Below are 16,770 nucleotides of genomic sequence, written 5' to 3' on the forward strand. Positions count from 1 at the left end.
TTTGGAGACGGATTCACCGATCAGGCTTTCGGCCTGATCGGATCCGGCTCCAGGTCGGCGCCGTTGGCCGGTGCCGATATTCGTTCCATTTGAAACCATAGCGGGCTTTCACGCCCTGTCTTCTTGTTTCCATTGTGCAGCGCGTTCAGGCCGTCCCTGAACGCTCGTAGACGACCTGGCCGCCGCGAATGGTGATGTCGCAGCGGGTATCCCTGAGGATCTCCTCCGGCGAGGCCGAAAGCAGGTCGCGCGAGAACACGGCGACATCGGCGAGGAAGCCAGGCACAAGCTTGCCCTTCACCGCTTCCTGCTTCTGCGAGAAGGCGCCGTATTCGGTATAGGCCTGCAGCGCCTCCTCGATCGAGACGCGCTGGCGTTCATCCATCACCGTGCCGCGCCAGGTCTGGCGCGTCAGCATGGTGTGGAAGTTCGGGAACGGATCGGGATCGCAGACCGGCGCGTCGCTGCCGGTCGCCGGCTTCAGGCCAAGATCGAACCAGGTCCGGAATGGATAGCTCGGCAGCGCCCGCTCCTCGCCGAGCACCTTGATATAGGCGTCGCCGAAATCATGGATGAAGACCTGCTGCGGGCAGGGATAGATCCCGGCCTTGACCATCCGCTCATGCTGCTGCGGCGTCGAGAAGCCACAATGCTCGATGCGGTGGCGCCGGTCGGGATCGGGATAGGCAGCCAGCGCCTTCTCATAGGCGGTGATCAACTGCTCGATCGCGGCATCGCCGATGGCGTGGCAGGCGAGCTGGTAGCCCTTGGCATGAGCGTCCAGCACCTGCCGCTCCAGATCCTCGTCCGAGAGCATCTGCACGCCGGTGGTCTTGTCCTCGCCGAGATAGGGCTCGCTCATCCAGGCAGTGCGGCCGCCGGCCGAGCCGTCGAGGAAGATCTTGACCGCGCCGATCATCAGCATCTCGTCGCCGGTGCCGGAGAGCAGCCCGGCGTCATGGCATTGCGGCACGATCGAGCGGCCCTCGTCGCCGAGCAGAGCGAGCCAGGTCCGCACCGGCAGGCGGCCATCGCGCTTGGCCTTGTGATAGGCCGCGATCTCGTTGAAGCCGGTGACCATGCCGACCGCCGCATCCATGCAGCTGGTGATCCCGAGCGAGAGCAGGTACTGGCCGCCGCGCTCGATCGCGGCGATGAGCTGCTCTTCGTTCGGTGCCGGGATCGCGGCCTTGACCGGGGCGCGGGCGTTCTCCGCGAGCAGGCCGGTGAGCCGGCCGTTCTGCTGCTCGATCAATCCACCCGGCGGGGTCGGCGAGGTCTCGTCGATGCCCCCGAGCTCGAGCGCCAGGGAATTGACGATCGAGATGTGACCACAGGTCCTGACCAGCATCACCGGGTTGTTCGGCGCGGCGCGGTCGAGCTCCTCGCGGAACGGGTGGCGGCCGGTGTCGAGCTTGGTCTGGTCGTAGCCGCGCGCCAGCACCCACTCGCCGGGCTTCGACTTCGCAGCGCGCGCGGCGATCTGGCCGAGCAGCGCGTTCAGCGTCGGCGCCGCGGCAGGACGGGCATCGACCCAGTCCATGGTCAGGCCGACCGAGATCAGATGGAGATGGGAATCGTTCAAGCCCGGCGTCGCCAGCCGGCCGGCGAGGTCGATGACCCTGGTCGAGGGCCCGATCAGGCTGGCGATCTCGGCGTCCTTGCCGGCGGCGAGCACCTTGTCGCCCCAGAGCGCCAGCGCCTCGACCACGCCCTCCTGCCGGCCGCACCAGATCGGCCCGCCGCGCAGCACGATATCGGCCTTGACGCTCATGCTCTTGTCTCCATCGTCATCGTCGTCTTCCATCGCAAGCGCGTGTCGTCCCGGATCTCCGCTGCGCTCCCTCCGGGATGACCTCGTATGTGGTGGTCAAACTCGAATCCCCGCTCAGATATCGTCGAGCGGGAAGATCGGGCGGCGTACCTTCTGGTAAGGCCGCTCCTTGAAGTTCTTGGTCGAGAGCGCGCCGGTGTCGACCTCGATCACTTCGCGGGCGATCGGCTCGAATGCGGCGCGGAAATGCTGCATCGACTTGACGATCACGGTCGATTTCCGCGTCGGGTCGACGCCGAGCGAGGTGAACTGGGCAAGGTCGGTCGCCTGGCCGTTATGGGTGATGACGATGATCTCGACATCGGCGACCCGCAGCAGGGCCGAGAGGCCGTAATTGCGCCAGACGCCGCCGCCCATCGGCCCGTAGCAGATGAAATGCCCGTCGGTGAGTGCCACGACATGGGCGTCGAGCTCGAGCGGGCCGCCGCCGGTGTTGGGATCCACCTTGCCGCCGAGCTTGAGCCTGACGCGGTTGCCGACGCCGGCCGCCTGCGCCGCGAGCGCAGCCTCGGGATCGCGGATCGCATGGAAGCCGACATTCCTCAGGCCTGCATCGAGCACGGCGCGCAGCAGGTTGGTCGCATCGCCATAGGCGCCGGAGCCCGGATTGTCGGAATAGTCGGAGATCATCAGCGGCTTTCCGCCGGCCTCCGGCCCGAGCGTGCCTTCGCCCGCCTTGGCCCTGGCCATCGCCTCCTTCAGCGGGGTGAAGTGGATCGAGGAGTAGTGCCGCTGCTCCCAGGCATAGTCCATCAGCTCCTCGGCGATGGCCTGTGCCTTGCCGCGATCGTCATGGGTGACGGCGATCGAGGGGCCGATATCGTGGACATCGGCCGAGGAGAAGCCGGCCTGGACGCTGACCACGAGCGCATCGCCCGACGCTTCCAGCGCATCGCCGCGGCGCAGCAGCTCCATGAAGGGCGGCGAAGTCGTGCGGCCGCCATCGAGCGCGTAGAGGATCGGCCGGCGGGCGACCGCGACGCGCGGCCTGATCTCGCCCTTCATCGCCCGCTCCAGCAGTTCGGCGCCCTGCCAGGTCCGCTCATACTGGTCGATATGCGGATAGGTCCGATACGAGATCAGCGCATTGGCGTTGTCGGCCATGGCTTGCGTCAGCGTCGCGTGCAAATCGAGGATCGCGACGACCGGAACATCCGGCCCGATCTTGGCGCGGATGCGCTGCAGCAATTCGCCTTCGCCGTCATCCGAGCTTTCCGTCGCCATCGCGCCGTGCAGATGCAGCAGTACGCCGTCGAGCCGCTCGCAGGCGGAAAGGATCATGCCGGCGAAGACATCGAAGGCCGCGTCGGTGACGCGGCCCGAGGGGTTGGCTCCGGTGACGAGCGGGTGGACGAGGCTCCAGCCGAACTTCTCGGCGGCTTCGAAGGCGGCGCCCATCGAGGTCCGCGTGCCCTGGAAGGCGGCGGGCACCTCATTGTCGCGGAAGACGCCGTGATGGCGGAACACCGCCTCATCGGTGAGCTGAACACTGAACGTGTTCGTCTCGTGCATGAATTCCGCGATCAGGACGCGTCTGGCCATCGTGCGGTCGTTTCCCCGAAAACGTTCCCTATGGAACTATTTTTTGTTTTGTAGCGTGGGTGCGGGCGTTTGCCAGCCCGGACCCGGTCATGCGTCCCCTGACATCGGCCCGCTTGCGGGACAGGGGCGAATATGCTTGGCGCCGCCGAATGCTCAGGCGGCGCGGGCCGCGTGGGTCTCGCCGGGGGCGTGGCTGAGATCCTCGGGCCGGGCATAGGCGCGGCCGAAGCGGTTGGCGAGGAAGGCGTCGAAGCCGATCTCCTCCTGCTTGACGAAGCCCTTCTGCGGCAGCTTGCCCTCTGCCAGCAGGTCGAGCACCGCGCAGATGCCCGACGCCGTGGTGATCTGGATGGCGCTGCGCATCACGCCGCCGACCACGGCGCTGTAGACCTTGTTGGCATAGGTCTGCTGGGTCAGCCGGCCGTTCAGCCGGCCGCTGGCGGTGACGAAGATCACGACTACGTCCTGCAGCGTGCTCGGCAGGGCGTTCTCGAAGATGTCCTTCAGAACATCGCGACGCTCGGACAGGCGCAGGTCCTGCAGCAGCGCCTTCATGATCGCGCAATGGCCGGGATAGCGGATGGTGCGGTAGTTCAGCGTGCGCACCTTGCCGGCGAGCGTGTCGCAGAGCGTGCCGAGCCCGCCCGAGGTGTTGAAGGCCTCGTAAGTGATGCCGTCGAGCGAGAACTCCTCGCGCTCTTCCATGGCCGGGACCAGAGTCCGTTCGCCGTTGACGACGGCCTCGCAGGGCTCGCAATACTCGTTGATGACGCCGTCCGTGCTCCAGGTCAGGTTGTAGTTCAGCGCGTTCGACGGATATTGCGGCAGCGCGCCCACGCGGAGCTTGAGGCTGTCCAGCTGGTCGAAATCGCGGGCGAGGTCGGCGGCGACGATCGAGATGAAGCCCGGCGCCAGCCCGCATTGCGGGATCAGCGCCGCCTTGGCGGTCAGCGCCAGCTCCTTGACCCGCCGGGTCGAGGCGACGTCCTCGGTCAGGTCGAGATAGTGCACGCCCTGGGTGGCGGCGGCCTCGGCGATGCGTGTCGTCAGATCGTAGGGCGCGGCCGAGAGCACGGCGAAAGCGCCGTTCAGCACCTGGGCGAGCTCGTCGGCGTCGGTGATGTCGACCCGGCGGGTGGAGATCGTCGGGCTGGTCCTGATCGCGGCGAGCTGTTCGTTGGAGCGATCGGCGATCACCACGCGGTAATCCCCGGTGGCGCCGAGCAGGTCGGCGATGGTCGCGCCGATCTTGCCGGCGCCGATGACGACCACGTTTTTCATGGTTCCCCCGATGAATCTGTTTCTGTCAGAGAGATTCGCTCTTGGCTTCGTCGGATAGAAGCCGGCGACGCGACGATTCATATGGGATTTTTCAGCGAAACGCCGTAAGCTTTCGGCGCTATGCCGATAGACCCGACCGATCGCCATCTCCTGACCCTGCTCACCGAGAACGCCCGCGCTCCGGTGGCCGAGCTCGGCCGCAAGCTCGGCCTGTCACGCACGACGGTGCAGAGCCGGATCGAGCGGCTGGAGCGCCGTGGCGTCATCGCCGGTTACACGGCACGGCTTTCGGAGGATTACGAGAAGGGCCAGGTCAAGGCGCATGTGCTGATCACGGCGTTGCCGAAGCTTGCGGTGCGCGTCGAGACGGAGCTGCGGCGCATCCCCGAGATCAGGACGCTGCATTCGATCAGCGGCCAGTTCGACATGATCGCCGTGGTGGTCGCGCCTTCGATCGGCGAGCTCGACGGTTTGATCGATCGGATCGGCGCGCTCGAAGGCGTCGAGCGCACGATGTCCTCGATCATCCTCTCGACAAGGATCGAGCGTTAGCCTCAATCCGGCAGGACGCGTCCTCCGATCCGCGCCGCAGCGTCGCGCAGCGCGTCGAGATGCACCGGGCGCCCCTGTGGCGCGACGATCGAGGTCAGCGAGGAGATGCTGAGCGCGCCGGCGAGCGCGCCGGAGCGGTCGAAGATCGGTACGCCGACGCCGGTCAGGCCGATGAAGAAATCATCGGCGGCCAGCTCCCAGCCCTGCGCCCGGATGCGGTCGGCCTCGCGCCAGAGCAGGTCTGGATCGGTCTGGCTCGCAGGGGCGCGTTTGGGCAGATCGAGCGAAAGAGCCAGCCGGCGCTGCTCGTCGTCGAGATAGGCCAGCAGCACGCGCGGGCCGCCGCCGCAGTTCAACGGTGCCTGTGCGCCGACCGCGAACCAGGTCGCCTCGACATGCGGCAGCGAAGCGCGCACGCGATCGACGCAGAGCCCGCGCCCGGCGATATGGACCCAGAGGAAGGCGGTCGCGCCGGTTTTCTCTGCGATCTCGGTCAGATAGGGGCCGGCGATGTCGCGCAATTCGCGGCCGGTCGTCACCGCGCTGCCGAGCTCGATCAGCCCCACGGCCAGCGCATAGCTCTGGGAATGCTCGTCATATTCGACGAGCTCATTGAGCTGCAACGTCAGCAGCAGACGCCGCGTCGTGCCCTTGTCGAGGCCGACCTGCCGGGCGAGCTCGCTCAGGCCGAGCCGCGGCTGCTCCGGCCGGAAGGCCCTCAGCAGCGCAATCGCGCGGTCGACGGCTCGGACGATCGGCACGCCCGGCGGCAGTTGCGCGGCCCTGTCCTCGTCTTTGTCGTTCATCGCAAATGTGGATACGCCATGTTCGTTTGCTGAGCGTGTCGCCTAATAACACGCCATGTCAACCATTGACACGGAATTTGTCTCTCGCTTTCATGGCTGCCGAGCTTGCCAACAGGCGCCTGATCGGGTGCGATCGGCCTGAACTGGCTGCCAATGAAAGAACGGGGGAGAACGACGATGACCGGATTGAGATTTGGCCTGGCGCTCGCCGCCTCCGTCCTGGCGCTCGGCGTGGCGCAGGCGCAGGAACCGAAGAAGGGCGGCACGGTCCACGTCGTCGTCCAGCCCGAGCCGCCGATGCTGATGCAGGGGCTCAACCAGAACGGCCCGACCAACATGGTCGCCGGCAACATCTACGAGTCGCTGCTGCGCTATAACGAGAAGCTCGAGCCACAGCCCTCGCTGGCCAAGAGCTGGGAGATCTCGCCGGATGCCAAGGTCTACACCTTCAAGCTGCAGGAGGGCGTGACCTGGCATGACGGCAAGCCTTTCACGGCCGATGACGTCGTCTTCACCCTCGACAAGTTCCTGCGCGAGGTCCATCCGCGCTGGCGCCCGATCGTCAACGCCCAGGTCGACAAGATCGAGAAGGTCGACGACCTCACCGTCAAGATCACGCTGAAGCAGCCCTTCGGCCCGCTGATCATGACGCAGGAAGTCGCCTCCGCGCCGATGATCCCCAAGCACATCTATGACGGCACCGACTACCGCGCCAACCCGGCCAACAACACGCCGATCGGCACCGGCCCGTTCAAGCTGAAGGAGTGGAAGAAGGGCTCCTACATCCACCTCGTGAAGAACGAGAACTACTGGCTGAAGGGCAAGCCGAACCTCGACGAGATCTACTGGCAGATCATCCCGGACGCAGCGGCGCGCGCCGTCGCCTACGAAACCGGCAAGGTCGACGTACTGACCGGCGGCTCGGTCGACGTCTACGACGTGGCGCGGCTCTCCAAGCTGCCCAACACCTGCGTCACCACCAAGGGCTGGGAGATGTTCGCCCCCCATGCCTGGCTGACGCCGAACGTCCGCAACGGCATTTTGGGCAACAAGCAGTTCCGCCAGGGGCTGATGTACGCGATCGACCGCGAGTTCGGCCGCGAGGTGGTCTGGGGCGGGCTCGGCAAGCTGCCGACCGGCCCGATCTCGTCGAAGACCAAGTTCTATTCGGCCGACGTGCCGAAATACGCCTTCGATCCCGCCAAGGCGAAGGAGCTGATCAAGGCCTCCGGCTACAAGGGCGAGACGATCCGCCTGCTCAACCTGCCCTATGGCGAGACCTGGACGCGCTGGACCGAGGCGATCAAGCAGAACCTCGAGGATGTCGGCGTCAAGGTGCAGGTCGAAAACACCGACGTGCCCGGCTGGACCCAGAAGGCCAGCAACTGGGATTTCGACCTCAACTTCAACTTCCTCTACCAGCTCGGCGACCCCGCCATGGGCGTTGCGCGCAGCTACATCACCTCCAACATCGCCAAGGGCAATCCCTTCGCCAATGTCGGCGGCTACTCCAATCCAGAGGTCGACAAGCTCTTCGCCGAGGCGGCGATCGCGCCGACGGACAGCGCGCGGCAGGAGCTCTACACCAAGGTGCAGAAGCTCCTGGCCGACGAACTGCCGGTGCTGTGGCTGCTCGAGATGGATTTCCCGACGATCTATCGCTGCAACGTCAAGAACCTCGTCACCACCGGCGTTGGCGTGAACGACGGCTTCCGCGACGCCTGGAAGGAGTGACGTGATCCGACAGGATCACGTCATGCTCGGGCCTGACCCGAGCATCTCCTGCAAGAGATTCTCGGGTCTGCGCTGCGCTTGCCCGAGAATGACGCCAGCGGAACCTGAATGAACCTCGCGCAATTCCTCGCCGGCCGTCTCGCGAAGGGGATCGTCGTCCTCTTCGCCATCGCGGTGCTGAACTTCTTCCTGATCCGGGCCGCGCCGGGCGATCCGGCGCAGGTGCTGGCTGGCGAAGCCGGCGCTGCCGACGAGCAATTGCTGATCCAGTTACGCGAGCGCTTCGGCCTCGACCAGCCGCTGCTGACCCAGCTCTGGGTCTATCTCAAGGGCTATCTGACCTTCGATCTCGGCTTCAGCTACCGCCAGCAGCAGAGCGTGCTCAGCCTGATCCTCGACCGCCTGCCTGCGACGCTGCTGCTGACCGGCGCCGCCTTTATCGTCTCGCTCGGGCTGGGCACGCTGATGGGCGCGCTCGCCGCCCGCCGCGCCGGCCGCTGGCAGGACAGCGTCATCACAACGCTGGCGCTGGTCTTCTATGCGACGCCGCTGTTCTGGGTCGCGCTGATGAGCCAGATCGTCTTCGCGCTGAAACTCGGCCTCGTCCCCAATGTCGGCTACGAAAGCATCGGCGCGAACTATACCGGGCTCGCCCGCGCGCTCGACATCGCCAGCCACCTCGTCCTGCCGGCCCTGACGCTCGGCCTGTTCTTCACCGCCCTCTATGCCCGGATGATGCGAGCCTCGATGCTTGAGGTCGCCGGCGCCGATTTCGTCAAGACAGCCCGCGCCAAGGGGCTCAGCCCCGGCGTGATCTCGCGTCGGCATGTCGCCCGCAACGCCATCCTGCCGGTGGTGACGCTGGCGGGCCTTCAGGCTGGCCAGCTCGTCGGCGGTGCGGTGCTCACCGAGACCGTCTTCGCCTGGCCGGGCATTGGCCGCCTGATGTTCGATGCCCTGGTGCAGCGCGACTATTCGGTGCTGCTCGGCGTCTTCTTCATCTCCTCGGCCATGGTCGTCGGCTTCAACATCCTGACCGATATCGTCTACCGGCTCGCCGATCCGCGCATCGAGGCGGTGTCATGAGCTTCCTCAAGCGTTTTTCCCGCAATCGCGGCGCCCTGATCGGCCTTGCTATCCTGATCGCGGTGGTGCTCTTTGCCATCCTCGCGCCCTCGCTTTATCCGCAATCGCCTTGGCGGACGGTGGCGCGGCCCTTCCTTGCGCCCTTCGTGATGGAGCGCTTCCCGCTCGGCACCGATACGCTCGGGCGCGACATCGCGTCGGGCCTGGCGCACGGCGCCCGTGTCTCGCTGACGATCGGGCTGGTCTCGACGATTGTCGCGCTGCTGATCGGCGTGCCGCTCGGCGCGATCGCCGGCTATGCCGGCGGCCTCATCGATGATGCGCTGATGCGCTTCACCGAGTTCTTCCAGACCATCCCCTCCTTCGCGCTCGCAATCGTCCTGGTCGCGATCCTGCAGCCCAAGCTCGGCTCGATCGTGCTCGCCATCGGCGTGGTCAGCTGGCCGCCGGTGGCGCGGCTGGTGCGCGGCGAGGTGCTCTCGCTAAAGACCCGCGAATATGTCCAGGCGGCGATCACCATCGGCCAGCCGACCGCGCGGATCATCTGGAGCCAGGTCCTGCCCAACACCATCGCGCCGATCATCGTGATGGGCTCGCTGATGATCGGCTCGGCGATCCTGCTGGAATCCTCGCTCTCCTTCCTCGGCCTCGGCGATCCCAACCTGATGAGCTGGGGCTACATGGTCGGCGCCGGGCGCACGCGCCTGCTCGACGCCTGGTGGATCAGCTTCTTCCCGGGCGTTGCGATCTTCCTGACCGTGCTGGCGCTCAACCTTGCCGGCGAAGGGCTGAACGATGCGATGAACCCGCGCCTCGCCCGGGAGAGAGAATGATGGCCGAGCCCGTCCTCTCGATCGAAGGCCTGAAGCTCGCACTGCCCGTGATGGCCGACCGCCCCTATGCGGTCGAGGATGCGACGCTGCGAATCGCCGCGGGCGAGACGCTCTGCGTCGTCGGCGAATCCGGCTCCGGCAAGTCGATGATCGCCCATGCGGTGATGGGGCTCCTGCCCAAGGCGGTGAAGCCGGTCGCCGGCGCGATCAGGCTCGCCGGCCGCGACCTCCTGGCGCTGTCGGACGACGCGATGCAGGACGTGCGCGGCCGCGAGGTCGGCATGATCTTCCAGGAGCCGATGACCTCGCTCAACCCGGTCATGCGCGTCGCCGACCAGATCGTCGAGACCTTCGAGGCGCATAAGCTGCTGACCAAGCCGGAGCGCTACGCCCGTGCCGTCGCGCTTCTGACAGAGGTCGGCCTACCCGAGCCGGAGCGGTTGGCGCGGGCCTATCCCCATGAGCTCTCGGGCGGCCAGCGCCAGCGCGTGATGATCGCGATGGCGCTGGCGCTCGAACCGAAGCTGCTGATCGCCGACGAGCCGACCACCGCGCTCGACGTGACCACGCAGGCGCAAATCCTCAAGCTGATCGACAATCTCCGCCACAAGCACGGCACCGCGGTCTTGTTCATCACCCACGACATGGGCGTCGTCGCCGAGATCGCCGACCGCATCGCCGTGCTGGAGAAGGGCGTACTGGTCGAGGAAGGTACGGTCGACCAGGTGCTCGGCTCTCCCCGCCACCCCTATACCCAGAAGCTGCTCGCCGCCGTGCCCTCGCTGACGCCGCCGGAGCGGCCGGCGCTGCCGGAAAGCAAGCCGGTGCTCACCGTCGAGAAGCTCGGCAAGGTCTATCGCAAGCGCGCCTTCTTCCGCCCGGGCCGCGAAGTCAGGGCAGCCGACGATGTCAGCTTCACGCTGGCGCGCGGCGAGACGCTCGGGCTCGTCGGCGAGTCCGGCTCGGGCAAGTCGACGGTCGGGCGCTGCTGCCTGCGCCTGATCGAGCCGGATTCAGGGCGCATCACCCTCGGCGACCTCACCATCACCGACCTCAGCGTCGCGGCGCTCCGCCCGCATCGCAAGCGGATCCAGATGGTGTTCCAGGACCCGTTCGCCTCGCTCAACCCGCGCCAGACGGTCGGCCGGATCATCTCGGACGGGCCGGTCGCGCACGGCACGTCACGCAAGGACGCGCTGGCGCGGGCGAAGGAGCTGCTCGAACTGGTCGGGCTCTCCGCCAATGCGATCGACCGCTACCCGCATGAATTCTCCGGCGGCCAGCGCCAGCGCATCGGCATCGCCCGGGCCCTCGCGCTCGAGCCGGACGTCCTCGTCGCGGACGAGGCGGTTTCGGCGCTCGACGTCTCCGTGCAGGCGCAGATCCTCAAGCTGATCAAGGACATCCAGCAGCGCCTCGGCCTCGCCATCCTGTTCGTCACCCACGATCTGCGCGTCGCCGCGCAGATCTGCGACAAGATCGCGGTGATGCAGCGCGGCAGGATCGTCGAGGCCGGCCCGACCGCCGCGCTCTTTTCCGCCCCCCAGCACGCCTACACCCGCCAGCTGCTCGCCGCCGTGCCCGGCGGCGAGCGGTTCGGGCGGTGAGTTCCATGCGTCATTCTCGGGCGTAGCGAAGCACAGACCCGAGAATCTCAGGACCAGATGGCTGGTTTCCGAGATGGTCGGGTCAAGCCCGACCATGACGAGCCGGCCGAATGCCTGCCTATCTACCGGAGACCCCAGCCATGCCGCTCGACCCCGCCCTGCGCGACCGCATCCTCGCATCTGTCGAAGAAGGCTTCGCGGAGCAGATCGCCTTCACCCAGGAGATGATCCGCTTTCCGTCGACACGCGGCGACGAGCACACCGTCCAGGACTTCATCTTCCGCGCCTTGAAGCAGCGCGGCTTCACCATGGACCGCTTTGCCATGGATCGCGAGGCGATCGGTCGCCATCCCGGCGGAGCGCCGTTCTCTGACACGCATTCGGACGCGCCGATTGTGGTCGGCATCCACCACCCGCGCGAGGAGACGGGTCGCTCGCTGATCCTGCAGTCCCATGTCGACGTGGTGCCGACCGGCCCGGCCGAGCTCTGGACGCATCCGCCCTTCGATCCCGTGATCGAGGGCGACTGGCTCTATGGCCGTGGCGGTGCCGACATGAAGGCGGGCGGCGCTGCAAATCTCTATTGCCTCGATGCGCTCCGGCGCATCGGCCTGCAGCCGGCGGGAACCGTCTATGTCCAATCGGTGGTCGAGGAGGAATCGACCGGCAACGGCGCGTTGATGACCCATTTGCGCGGCTACGCGGCCGATGCGGTGCTGATCCCCGAGCCCGAGGAAGAGATGTTGGTGCGCGCCAATACCGGCGTGCTCTGGTTCCAGTTCGAGGTCCGCGGCGTGCCGATGCATGTGCGCGAGATGGCGGCCGGGGCGAATGCGATCGACGCGGCCTATCGCGTCATCGGCGCGCTGCGCGAACTCGAGGCGGCGCTCAACCGCGAGAAGATCGGCCGGCCGCATTTCGAGGATGTCGCCCATCCGATCAACCTCAACATCGGCAAGATCGAGGGCGGCGACTGGGCTTCGTCGGTGCCGTGCTGGTGCAAGGTCGACTGTCGTATCGGCCTCTATCCCAGCATGTCGGCCGAAGAGCTCGGCAAGCGGATCGAGGCGACGGTGCTCGCCTTCGCGCGCGCCGATGCGTTCCTCTCGAACAACCCGCCCAAGGTCGTCTTCAACGGCTTCTGGTCGGAAGGGTATGTGCTCGAGCCCGGCAGCGAGGCCGAGGCCGTGCTCGGCCGCGCCCATCAGGGCTCGACCGGCAAGGCGCTGAAGAGCTTCATGACCCCCGGCTATCTCGATACCCGGGTCTACGCCCTCTACGACAAGGTGCCCGCGCTTTGCTACGGCCCGATCTCGGAGAACATCCATGCCTTCGACGAGCGCGTCAGCCTGGCCTCCCTGAAGCGGATCACCGGCACCATGGCCCTCTTCGTCGCCGAATGGTGCGGGGTGGAGGCGATCGAGAAGTGATGATGCGCGCCTGCCGTGCATCGAGCCTGCATCGAAATGACATGACAATGCAGGCTCCTCCTCACGCATAGTCCGATCATGCCGACCGTGTCCGCCCGCTCGCTCCTGCTCGTCCCGCTGCTCGGGCTGCTCTGGGGCTTCAACTGGCCGGCGGTCCGGATCTCACTGACCGAGATCGCGCCATGGACCTTGCGAGCCGGCGGCATGACCTTCGCCGGGCTTGCTCTCGTCGCGGTCGCGCTGGCGCGGGACATCAGTCTCAAGGTGCCGGCCGCGCATTGGCCCAGGCTGATCGTCGCCGGCATCCTGTCGATCGCCGCCTTCAATATCCTGCTCGCCTTCGCGCAGTTGATGGCGCCGACCTCTCGGGCCGCGATCCTGACCTTCACCATGCCGGTCTGGGCAACGCTGATGGCCTGGCCGGTATTGGCCGAGCACGTCGACCGCCTGCGGCTGATCGGCCTGGGGCTCGGCATCGCCGGATTGCTCTGTCTCGGCCTGCCGCTGATCCGCGCGGGCCAGCTCTCGCCGGGGCTTGCTCTCGCTTTGCTTGCGAGCATCAGCTGGGCGCTCGGCACCATCGTCACCAAGCGCTGGCCGGTCGCGGCGCCGACGCTGTCGATCGCCGCCTGGCAACTGCTGATCGGCGGCGCGGCGGCCGGCATCGGCATGCTGATTTTCGAGGGCATTCCGGTCCCGAAGACCCTGTCGCCGCCGGTTGCCGCGGCACTGACCTTCCATATCCTTGGCGCGCAGGCGCTCGCCTACTTCCTCTGGTTCACCGTGATCGCCCGGCTTCCTGCGGGGATCGCCAGCCTCGGCACCTTGATGGTTCCGGCGGTCGGGGCGCTCGGCTCGGTCCTCCTGCTTGGCGAGCGGCCGGCGGCGAGCGACTGGCTCGGCCTCGTCCTCGTGGTTGCCGCTTCGGGTGCGATCCTTGTCTCGCCAAAACCGGGTCCTTGACCCTAGGTCATTTTTTCTTCGTCCCGTCCGGAACCTTTTGCGCAATGCCGCGTTCAGCGCGTTGGACATGTCAAATATCAAGGTTCCAAACGTGCTTCAGATCGCGGAAGGTCCGGTGACCGCCGAGCGCTACCGCTTGCTGGTGGAGTCCGTCACGGACTACGCGATCTACATGCTCGATCCGCAGGGGACGGTGATCAGCTGGAACCCCGGCGCCCGGCGTTTCAAGGGCTATGAGGACCACGAGATCATCGGCCAGCCGTTCTCGCGCTTCTACACCGAGGAAGATCGCGCTGCCGGCTTGCCGGAGCGAGCTCTGGGCCAGGCCGCCGAAACAGGGCGCTTCGAGAGCGAGGGTTGGCGCGTCCGCAAGGACGGCACCCGCTTCTGGGCCAATGCTGTCATCGATGCGATCATAAACCCGGCGACCGGCCGGGTGCTCGGCTATGCCAAGGTCACGCGCGACCTGACCGAGCGGCGCCAGGCGGATGAGGCGCTGCGGCGGTCGGAGGAGAAGTTCCGCCTGCTGGTGCAGGGCGTCACCGACTACGCGATCTACATGCTCGATGCCGACGGCATCGTGACCAACTGGAACGCCGGTGCGCAGCGGATCAAAGGCTATGCGCCGGACGAGATCATCGGCCGGCATTTCTCGCTGTTCTACACGCCGGAGGATCGCGAGAAGGGCGAGCCGCAAAGGACGCTCCAGGCTGCGATCGACAATGGCAGCGCCGAAAAGGAAGGCTGGCGCATCCGCAAGAACGGCGAGACCTTCTGGGCGAGTGTCGTCATCGACCCGATCCGCGACGATGCTGGCGAGGTCATCGGCTTTGCCAAGGTCACGCGAGACCTGACCGAGCAGCGTAAGGTCCAAGCCGAGCTCGATGCGGCGCGCGAGGCCTTGTTCCAGGCGCAGAAGATCGAGGCCCTCGGCCAACTCACCGGCGGCGTTGCGCATGATTTCAACAATCTGCTGACCGCCGTGCTGGGCAGCCTCGAGCTCGTGCGTCGCCAGATCGGCGATGAGCGCCAGCTCAACCTGATCGACAATGCGATCAAGGGGGCGAGCCGGGGCATCTCCCTGACCCAGCGCATGCTCTCCTTCGCCCGCAAGCAGGAACTGGCGCTGCAGCCGGTGGCGGTTGACGTGCTCGTCGCCGAGATGGGCGACCTGCTGCAGCGCTCGCTGGGGCCGCTGATCCGGATCGAGACGGATTTCCCCGCCGATCTCGCGACCGCAGTGGCCGATTCGAACCAGCTCGAAGCCGCGGTCCTCAACCTTGCCGTCAATGCGCGGGACGCGATGCCGGAAGGCGGCGTATTGCGCGTCGGGGCCAAGAACGAATCCGTCGGCCGAGGCCATCGCAGTGGCCTGCCCGACGGCGACTATATCCGTCTCTCGGTGGCCGATACCGGTAGCGGAATGGATGCAAAGACACTGGCCCAGGCGACCGAGCCCTTCTTCACCACCAAGGGTGTCGGCAAGGGCACCGGGCTCGGCCTCTCGATGGTGCACGGCATGGCCGAGCAGCTCGGTGGCCGTCTGCAGCTGACCAGCCAGGTGGGACGAGGCACGACCGTGGAAATCTGGCTGCCCGTGGCTTCCGCAACCATAACGGCCGAGCCTGTCCAGTTGCCTGTCGAGACGAAAATGGAGACCGCCATGGAGCCGCGCCCGCTGACTGTGCTCGCGGTCGATGACGATGCGCTCGTGCTGATGAACACAACCGCACTGCTGGAGGACCTCGGCCACAAGGTCATCGAGGCGAGCTCGGGGCGGGAAGCGCTGTCGGTGCTGGAGAACAACGAGATCGATCTGCTGATCACCGATCATGCCATGCCGCAGATGACCGGTGCGCAATTGATCACGGAAGTCGGACAGCGCTGGCCCAATGTGCCGGTCATCCTCGCTACAGGCTATGCCGATCTGCCGGCGGGCGCCGGAGCGGGCGTGTTGCGGCTGAACAAGCCGTTCTGGCAGGCCGATCTGGAAAAGGCGGTCAATGCGGCGATGGCGCGGCGCACGACGGCTGCAGCCGCGGCCTGAGGGCTGTCACCGGCCTTGATCGGTTCGCCGGGTCGGCGCGGCCGCCGAGCCGCGTTCGACCAGTCGGGTCGGCAGCACGAGATCGGGAGGGGCACCGCCTCCCGAGAGCTGTTCGATCAGCAGTTTCATCGCCGCCTGGCCGATCTCGCGGCGTGGCTGGTGGATGGTGGTGAGCTGCGGCTCGACGGCCTCCGCCAGCACGATGTCGTCGAAGCCGACCACCGAGACATCGTCAGGGACGTTGCGGCCGCGGGCGCGCAGCTCGCCCATGGCGCCGACCGCCATCTGGTCGCTGGCGGCGAATATGGCGCTGTAATCGACGCCTCTCGCAGCGAGCGTGCGGATCGCGGCGCGCCCGGCGGCGAGGCCGAAATCGCCCTCGACGACGAGGTCCGGGTCGGCCGGAATGCCGGCATCGGCGAGGCCGGCGAGATAGCCGTCGCGACGGTCGAGGCTCATCGGATCCGGCATCGGGCCGGCGATATGGGCGATCCGGCGATGGCCGAGCCTGGCGAGGTGGGCAACCGCTGCGCGTGCCGCAGCATGGTTGTCGACCTTGACTGTCGGCAGATTGAGCCCAGGCAGCATCTCGAGCGCAACGACAATGGGCGGCAGGCGGCTGCGTTTGGCGAGGGCCTCGGGGAAGCGGCCGACCATCAGGATCAGCCCGTCGGCATGGCGCTCCCTGACCATGTCGACATAGCGCAGGATGCGCTCGTCATCGTCGCGGGCATCGCCCATCAGCACCTTGTAGCCGGCGTCGACCGCGGCTTCTTCGACCCCCTTGTAGATCTCGAGATAGAACGGGTTGCTGATGTCGCGCACCAGCAGGATCACGGTGCGCGTCGCCTGGAGGCGGAGATTGCGCGCCTGGGCGTTGGGAATGAAGCCGGTCGCCGCGACCGCCGCGATGACGCGCTCGCGGGTCCGCGCCTTGACCCTCTCCGGCTGAGCCAAAGCGCGCGACACCGTCGCCGTCGAGACGCCGGCGAGGCGCGCGACTTCGGCGATGGTCGGGGCGGCTATGGGGGCGTCTTGCAAGGTCGATGATCTGG

At 66.8% G+C, this 16,770-nt stretch carries 13 protein-coding genes; 8 read left to right on the top strand and 5 right to left on the bottom strand.

Annotated features, from left to right (window positions below; translation table 11 throughout):
* Positions 1 to 145: 145 nt before the first annotated feature.
* The 3 genes from V7S63_RS22505 to V7S63_RS22515 form a co-directional block, all read right to left on the bottom strand.
* Complete coding sequence (locus V7S63_RS22505) at positions 146 to 1,774, bottom strand: amidohydrolase (RefSeq protein WP_336531846.1); 1,629 nt, start codon at positions 1,772 to 1,774, stop codon at positions 146 to 148.
* Positions 1,775 to 1,888: 114 nt separating this feature from the next.
* Positions 1,889 to 3,376 (bottom strand): M81 family metallopeptidase, encoded by a 1,488-nt coding sequence (locus V7S63_RS22510; RefSeq protein WP_336531847.1) that lies wholly within the window; start codon positions 3,374 to 3,376, stop codon positions 1,889 to 1,891.
* 153 nt (positions 3,377 to 3,529) lie between these two features.
* Positions 3,530 to 4,657 carry a saccharopine dehydrogenase family protein gene (locus V7S63_RS22515; RefSeq protein ID WP_336531848.1) on the bottom strand — a complete coding sequence of 376 codons (1,128 nt, stop codon included), beginning with the start codon at positions 4,655 to 4,657 and terminating at the stop codon, positions 3,530 to 3,532.
* 120 nt (positions 4,658 to 4,777) lie between these two features.
* On the opposite strand from V7S63_RS22515, the gene V7S63_RS22520 reads away from it, so the two are divergent.
* Entirely contained in the window at positions 4,778 to 5,209 is a 432-nt protein-coding gene (locus V7S63_RS22520) for an Lrp/AsnC family transcriptional regulator (protein WP_091841517.1), read from the top strand.
* A 2-nt stretch (positions 5,210 to 5,211) separates the two neighbouring features.
* Here V7S63_RS22520 and V7S63_RS22525 read toward each other — a convergent pair whose 3' ends face one another.
* Positions 5,212 to 6,015 (bottom strand): IclR family transcriptional regulator, encoded by an 804-nt coding sequence (locus V7S63_RS22525; RefSeq protein WP_336531849.1) that lies wholly within the window; start codon positions 6,013 to 6,015, stop codon positions 5,212 to 5,214.
* Positions 6,016 to 6,192: 177 nt separating this feature from the next.
* On the opposite strand from V7S63_RS22525, the gene V7S63_RS22530 reads away from it, so the two are divergent.
* The 7 genes from V7S63_RS22530 to V7S63_RS22560 all read left to right on the top strand — a co-directional run bounded on the left by V7S63_RS22530 (position 6,193) and on the right by V7S63_RS22560 (position 15,715).
* Positions 6,193 to 7,749, top strand: a complete 1,557-nt coding sequence (locus V7S63_RS22530; RefSeq protein WP_336531850.1) for an ABC transporter substrate-binding protein — start codon at positions 6,193 to 6,195, stop codon at positions 7,747 to 7,749.
* Positions 7,750 to 7,857: 108 nt separating this feature from the next.
* Positions 7,858 to 8,835: an ABC transporter permease gene (locus V7S63_RS22535; RefSeq protein ID WP_100962431.1), complete on the top strand. Its 978-nt coding sequence runs from the start codon at positions 7,858 to 7,860 to the stop codon at positions 8,833 to 8,835.
* Positions 8,832 to 9,668, top strand: a complete 837-nt coding sequence (locus tag V7S63_RS22540) for an ABC transporter permease (RefSeq protein WP_336531851.1) — start codon at positions 8,832 to 8,834, stop codon at positions 9,666 to 9,668. Before V7S63_RS22535 ends, V7S63_RS22540 begins: the two co-directional genes overlap by 4 nt.
* A complete protein-coding gene (locus V7S63_RS22545; protein ID WP_100962432.1) occupies positions 9,668 to 11,275 on the top strand; it encodes an ABC transporter ATP-binding protein in 1,608 nt (535 codons plus the stop codon). The genes V7S63_RS22540 and V7S63_RS22545 overlap by 1 nt, the downstream gene beginning before the upstream one ends.
* A 140-nt stretch (positions 11,276 to 11,415) precedes the next feature.
* Positions 11,416 to 12,705, top strand: coding sequence for an ArgE/DapE family deacylase (locus V7S63_RS22550; protein WP_336531852.1), 1,290 nt, complete (start codon positions 11,416 to 11,418; stop codon positions 12,703 to 12,705).
* Between the two features lie 78 nt (positions 12,706 to 12,783).
* Positions 12,784 to 13,668 (top strand): DMT family transporter, encoded by an 885-nt coding sequence (locus V7S63_RS22555; RefSeq protein ID WP_336531853.1) that lies wholly within the window; start codon positions 12,784 to 12,786, stop codon positions 13,666 to 13,668.
* 91 nt (positions 13,669 to 13,759) lie between these two features.
* The gene (locus V7S63_RS22560; protein ID WP_336531854.1) at positions 13,760 to 15,715 is read left to right on the top strand and encodes a hybrid sensor histidine kinase/response regulator; all 1,956 of its coding nucleotides are present in this window, start codon (positions 13,760 to 13,762) and stop codon (positions 15,713 to 15,715) included.
* A gap of 6 nt (positions 15,716 to 15,721) precedes the next feature.
* Here V7S63_RS22560 and V7S63_RS22565 read toward each other — a convergent pair whose 3' ends face one another.
* On the bottom strand, positions 15,722 to 16,756 hold the full coding sequence (locus V7S63_RS22565) for a LacI family DNA-binding transcriptional regulator (RefSeq protein WP_336531855.1): 1,035 nt from the start codon (positions 16,754 to 16,756) through the stop codon (positions 15,722 to 15,724).
* Positions 16,757 to 16,770: the final 14 nt, after the last annotated feature.

The organism is Allobosea sp. CCNWLY174 (assembly GCF_037120455.1).
Taxonomy (GTDB): Bacteria; Pseudomonadota; Alphaproteobacteria; order Rhizobiales; family Beijerinckiaceae; genus Allobosea; species Allobosea lupini.

What these genes read in the sequence shown, in the direction of transcription:
- V7S63_RS22520 (WP_091841517.1), top strand. Translation starts at nt 4,778, where the DNA reads ATGCCGATAGACCCGACCGATCGCCATCTCCTGACCCTGCTCACCGAG.
- V7S63_RS22540 (WP_336531851.1), top strand. Translation starts at nt 8,832, where the DNA reads ATGAGCTTCCTCAAGCGTTTTTCCCGCAATCGCGGCGCCCTGATCGGC.
- V7S63_RS22505 (WP_336531846.1), bottom strand. Translation starts at nt 1,774, where the DNA reads ATGAGCGTCAAGGCCGATATCGTGCTGCGCGGCGGGCCGATCTGGTGC.
- V7S63_RS22515 (WP_336531848.1), bottom strand. Translation starts at nt 4,657, where the DNA reads ATGAAAAACGTGGTCGTCATCGGCGCCGGCAAGATCGGCGCGACCATC.
- V7S63_RS22525 (WP_336531849.1), bottom strand. Translation starts at nt 6,015, where the DNA reads ATGAACGACAAAGACGAGGACAGGGCCGCGCAACTGCCGCCGGGCGTG.
- V7S63_RS22530 (WP_336531850.1), top strand. Translation starts at nt 6,193, where the DNA reads ATGACCGGATTGAGATTTGGCCTGGCGCTCGCCGCCTCCGTCCTGGCG.
- V7S63_RS22535 (WP_100962431.1), top strand. Translation starts at nt 7,858, where the DNA reads ATGAACCTCGCGCAATTCCTCGCCGGCCGTCTCGCGAAGGGGATCGTC.
- V7S63_RS22555 (WP_336531853.1), top strand. Translation starts at nt 12,784, where the DNA reads ATGCCGACCGTGTCCGCCCGCTCGCTCCTGCTCGTCCCGCTGCTCGGG.
- V7S63_RS22545 (WP_100962432.1), top strand. Translation starts at nt 9,668, where the DNA reads ATGGCCGAGCCCGTCCTCTCGATCGAAGGCCTGAAGCTCGCACTGCCC.
- V7S63_RS22550 (WP_336531852.1), top strand. Translation starts at nt 11,416, where the DNA reads ATGCCGCTCGACCCCGCCCTGCGCGACCGCATCCTCGCATCTGTCGAA.
- V7S63_RS22510 (WP_336531847.1), bottom strand. Translation starts at nt 3,376, where the DNA reads ATGGCCAGACGCGTCCTGATCGCGGAATTCATGCACGAGACGAACACG.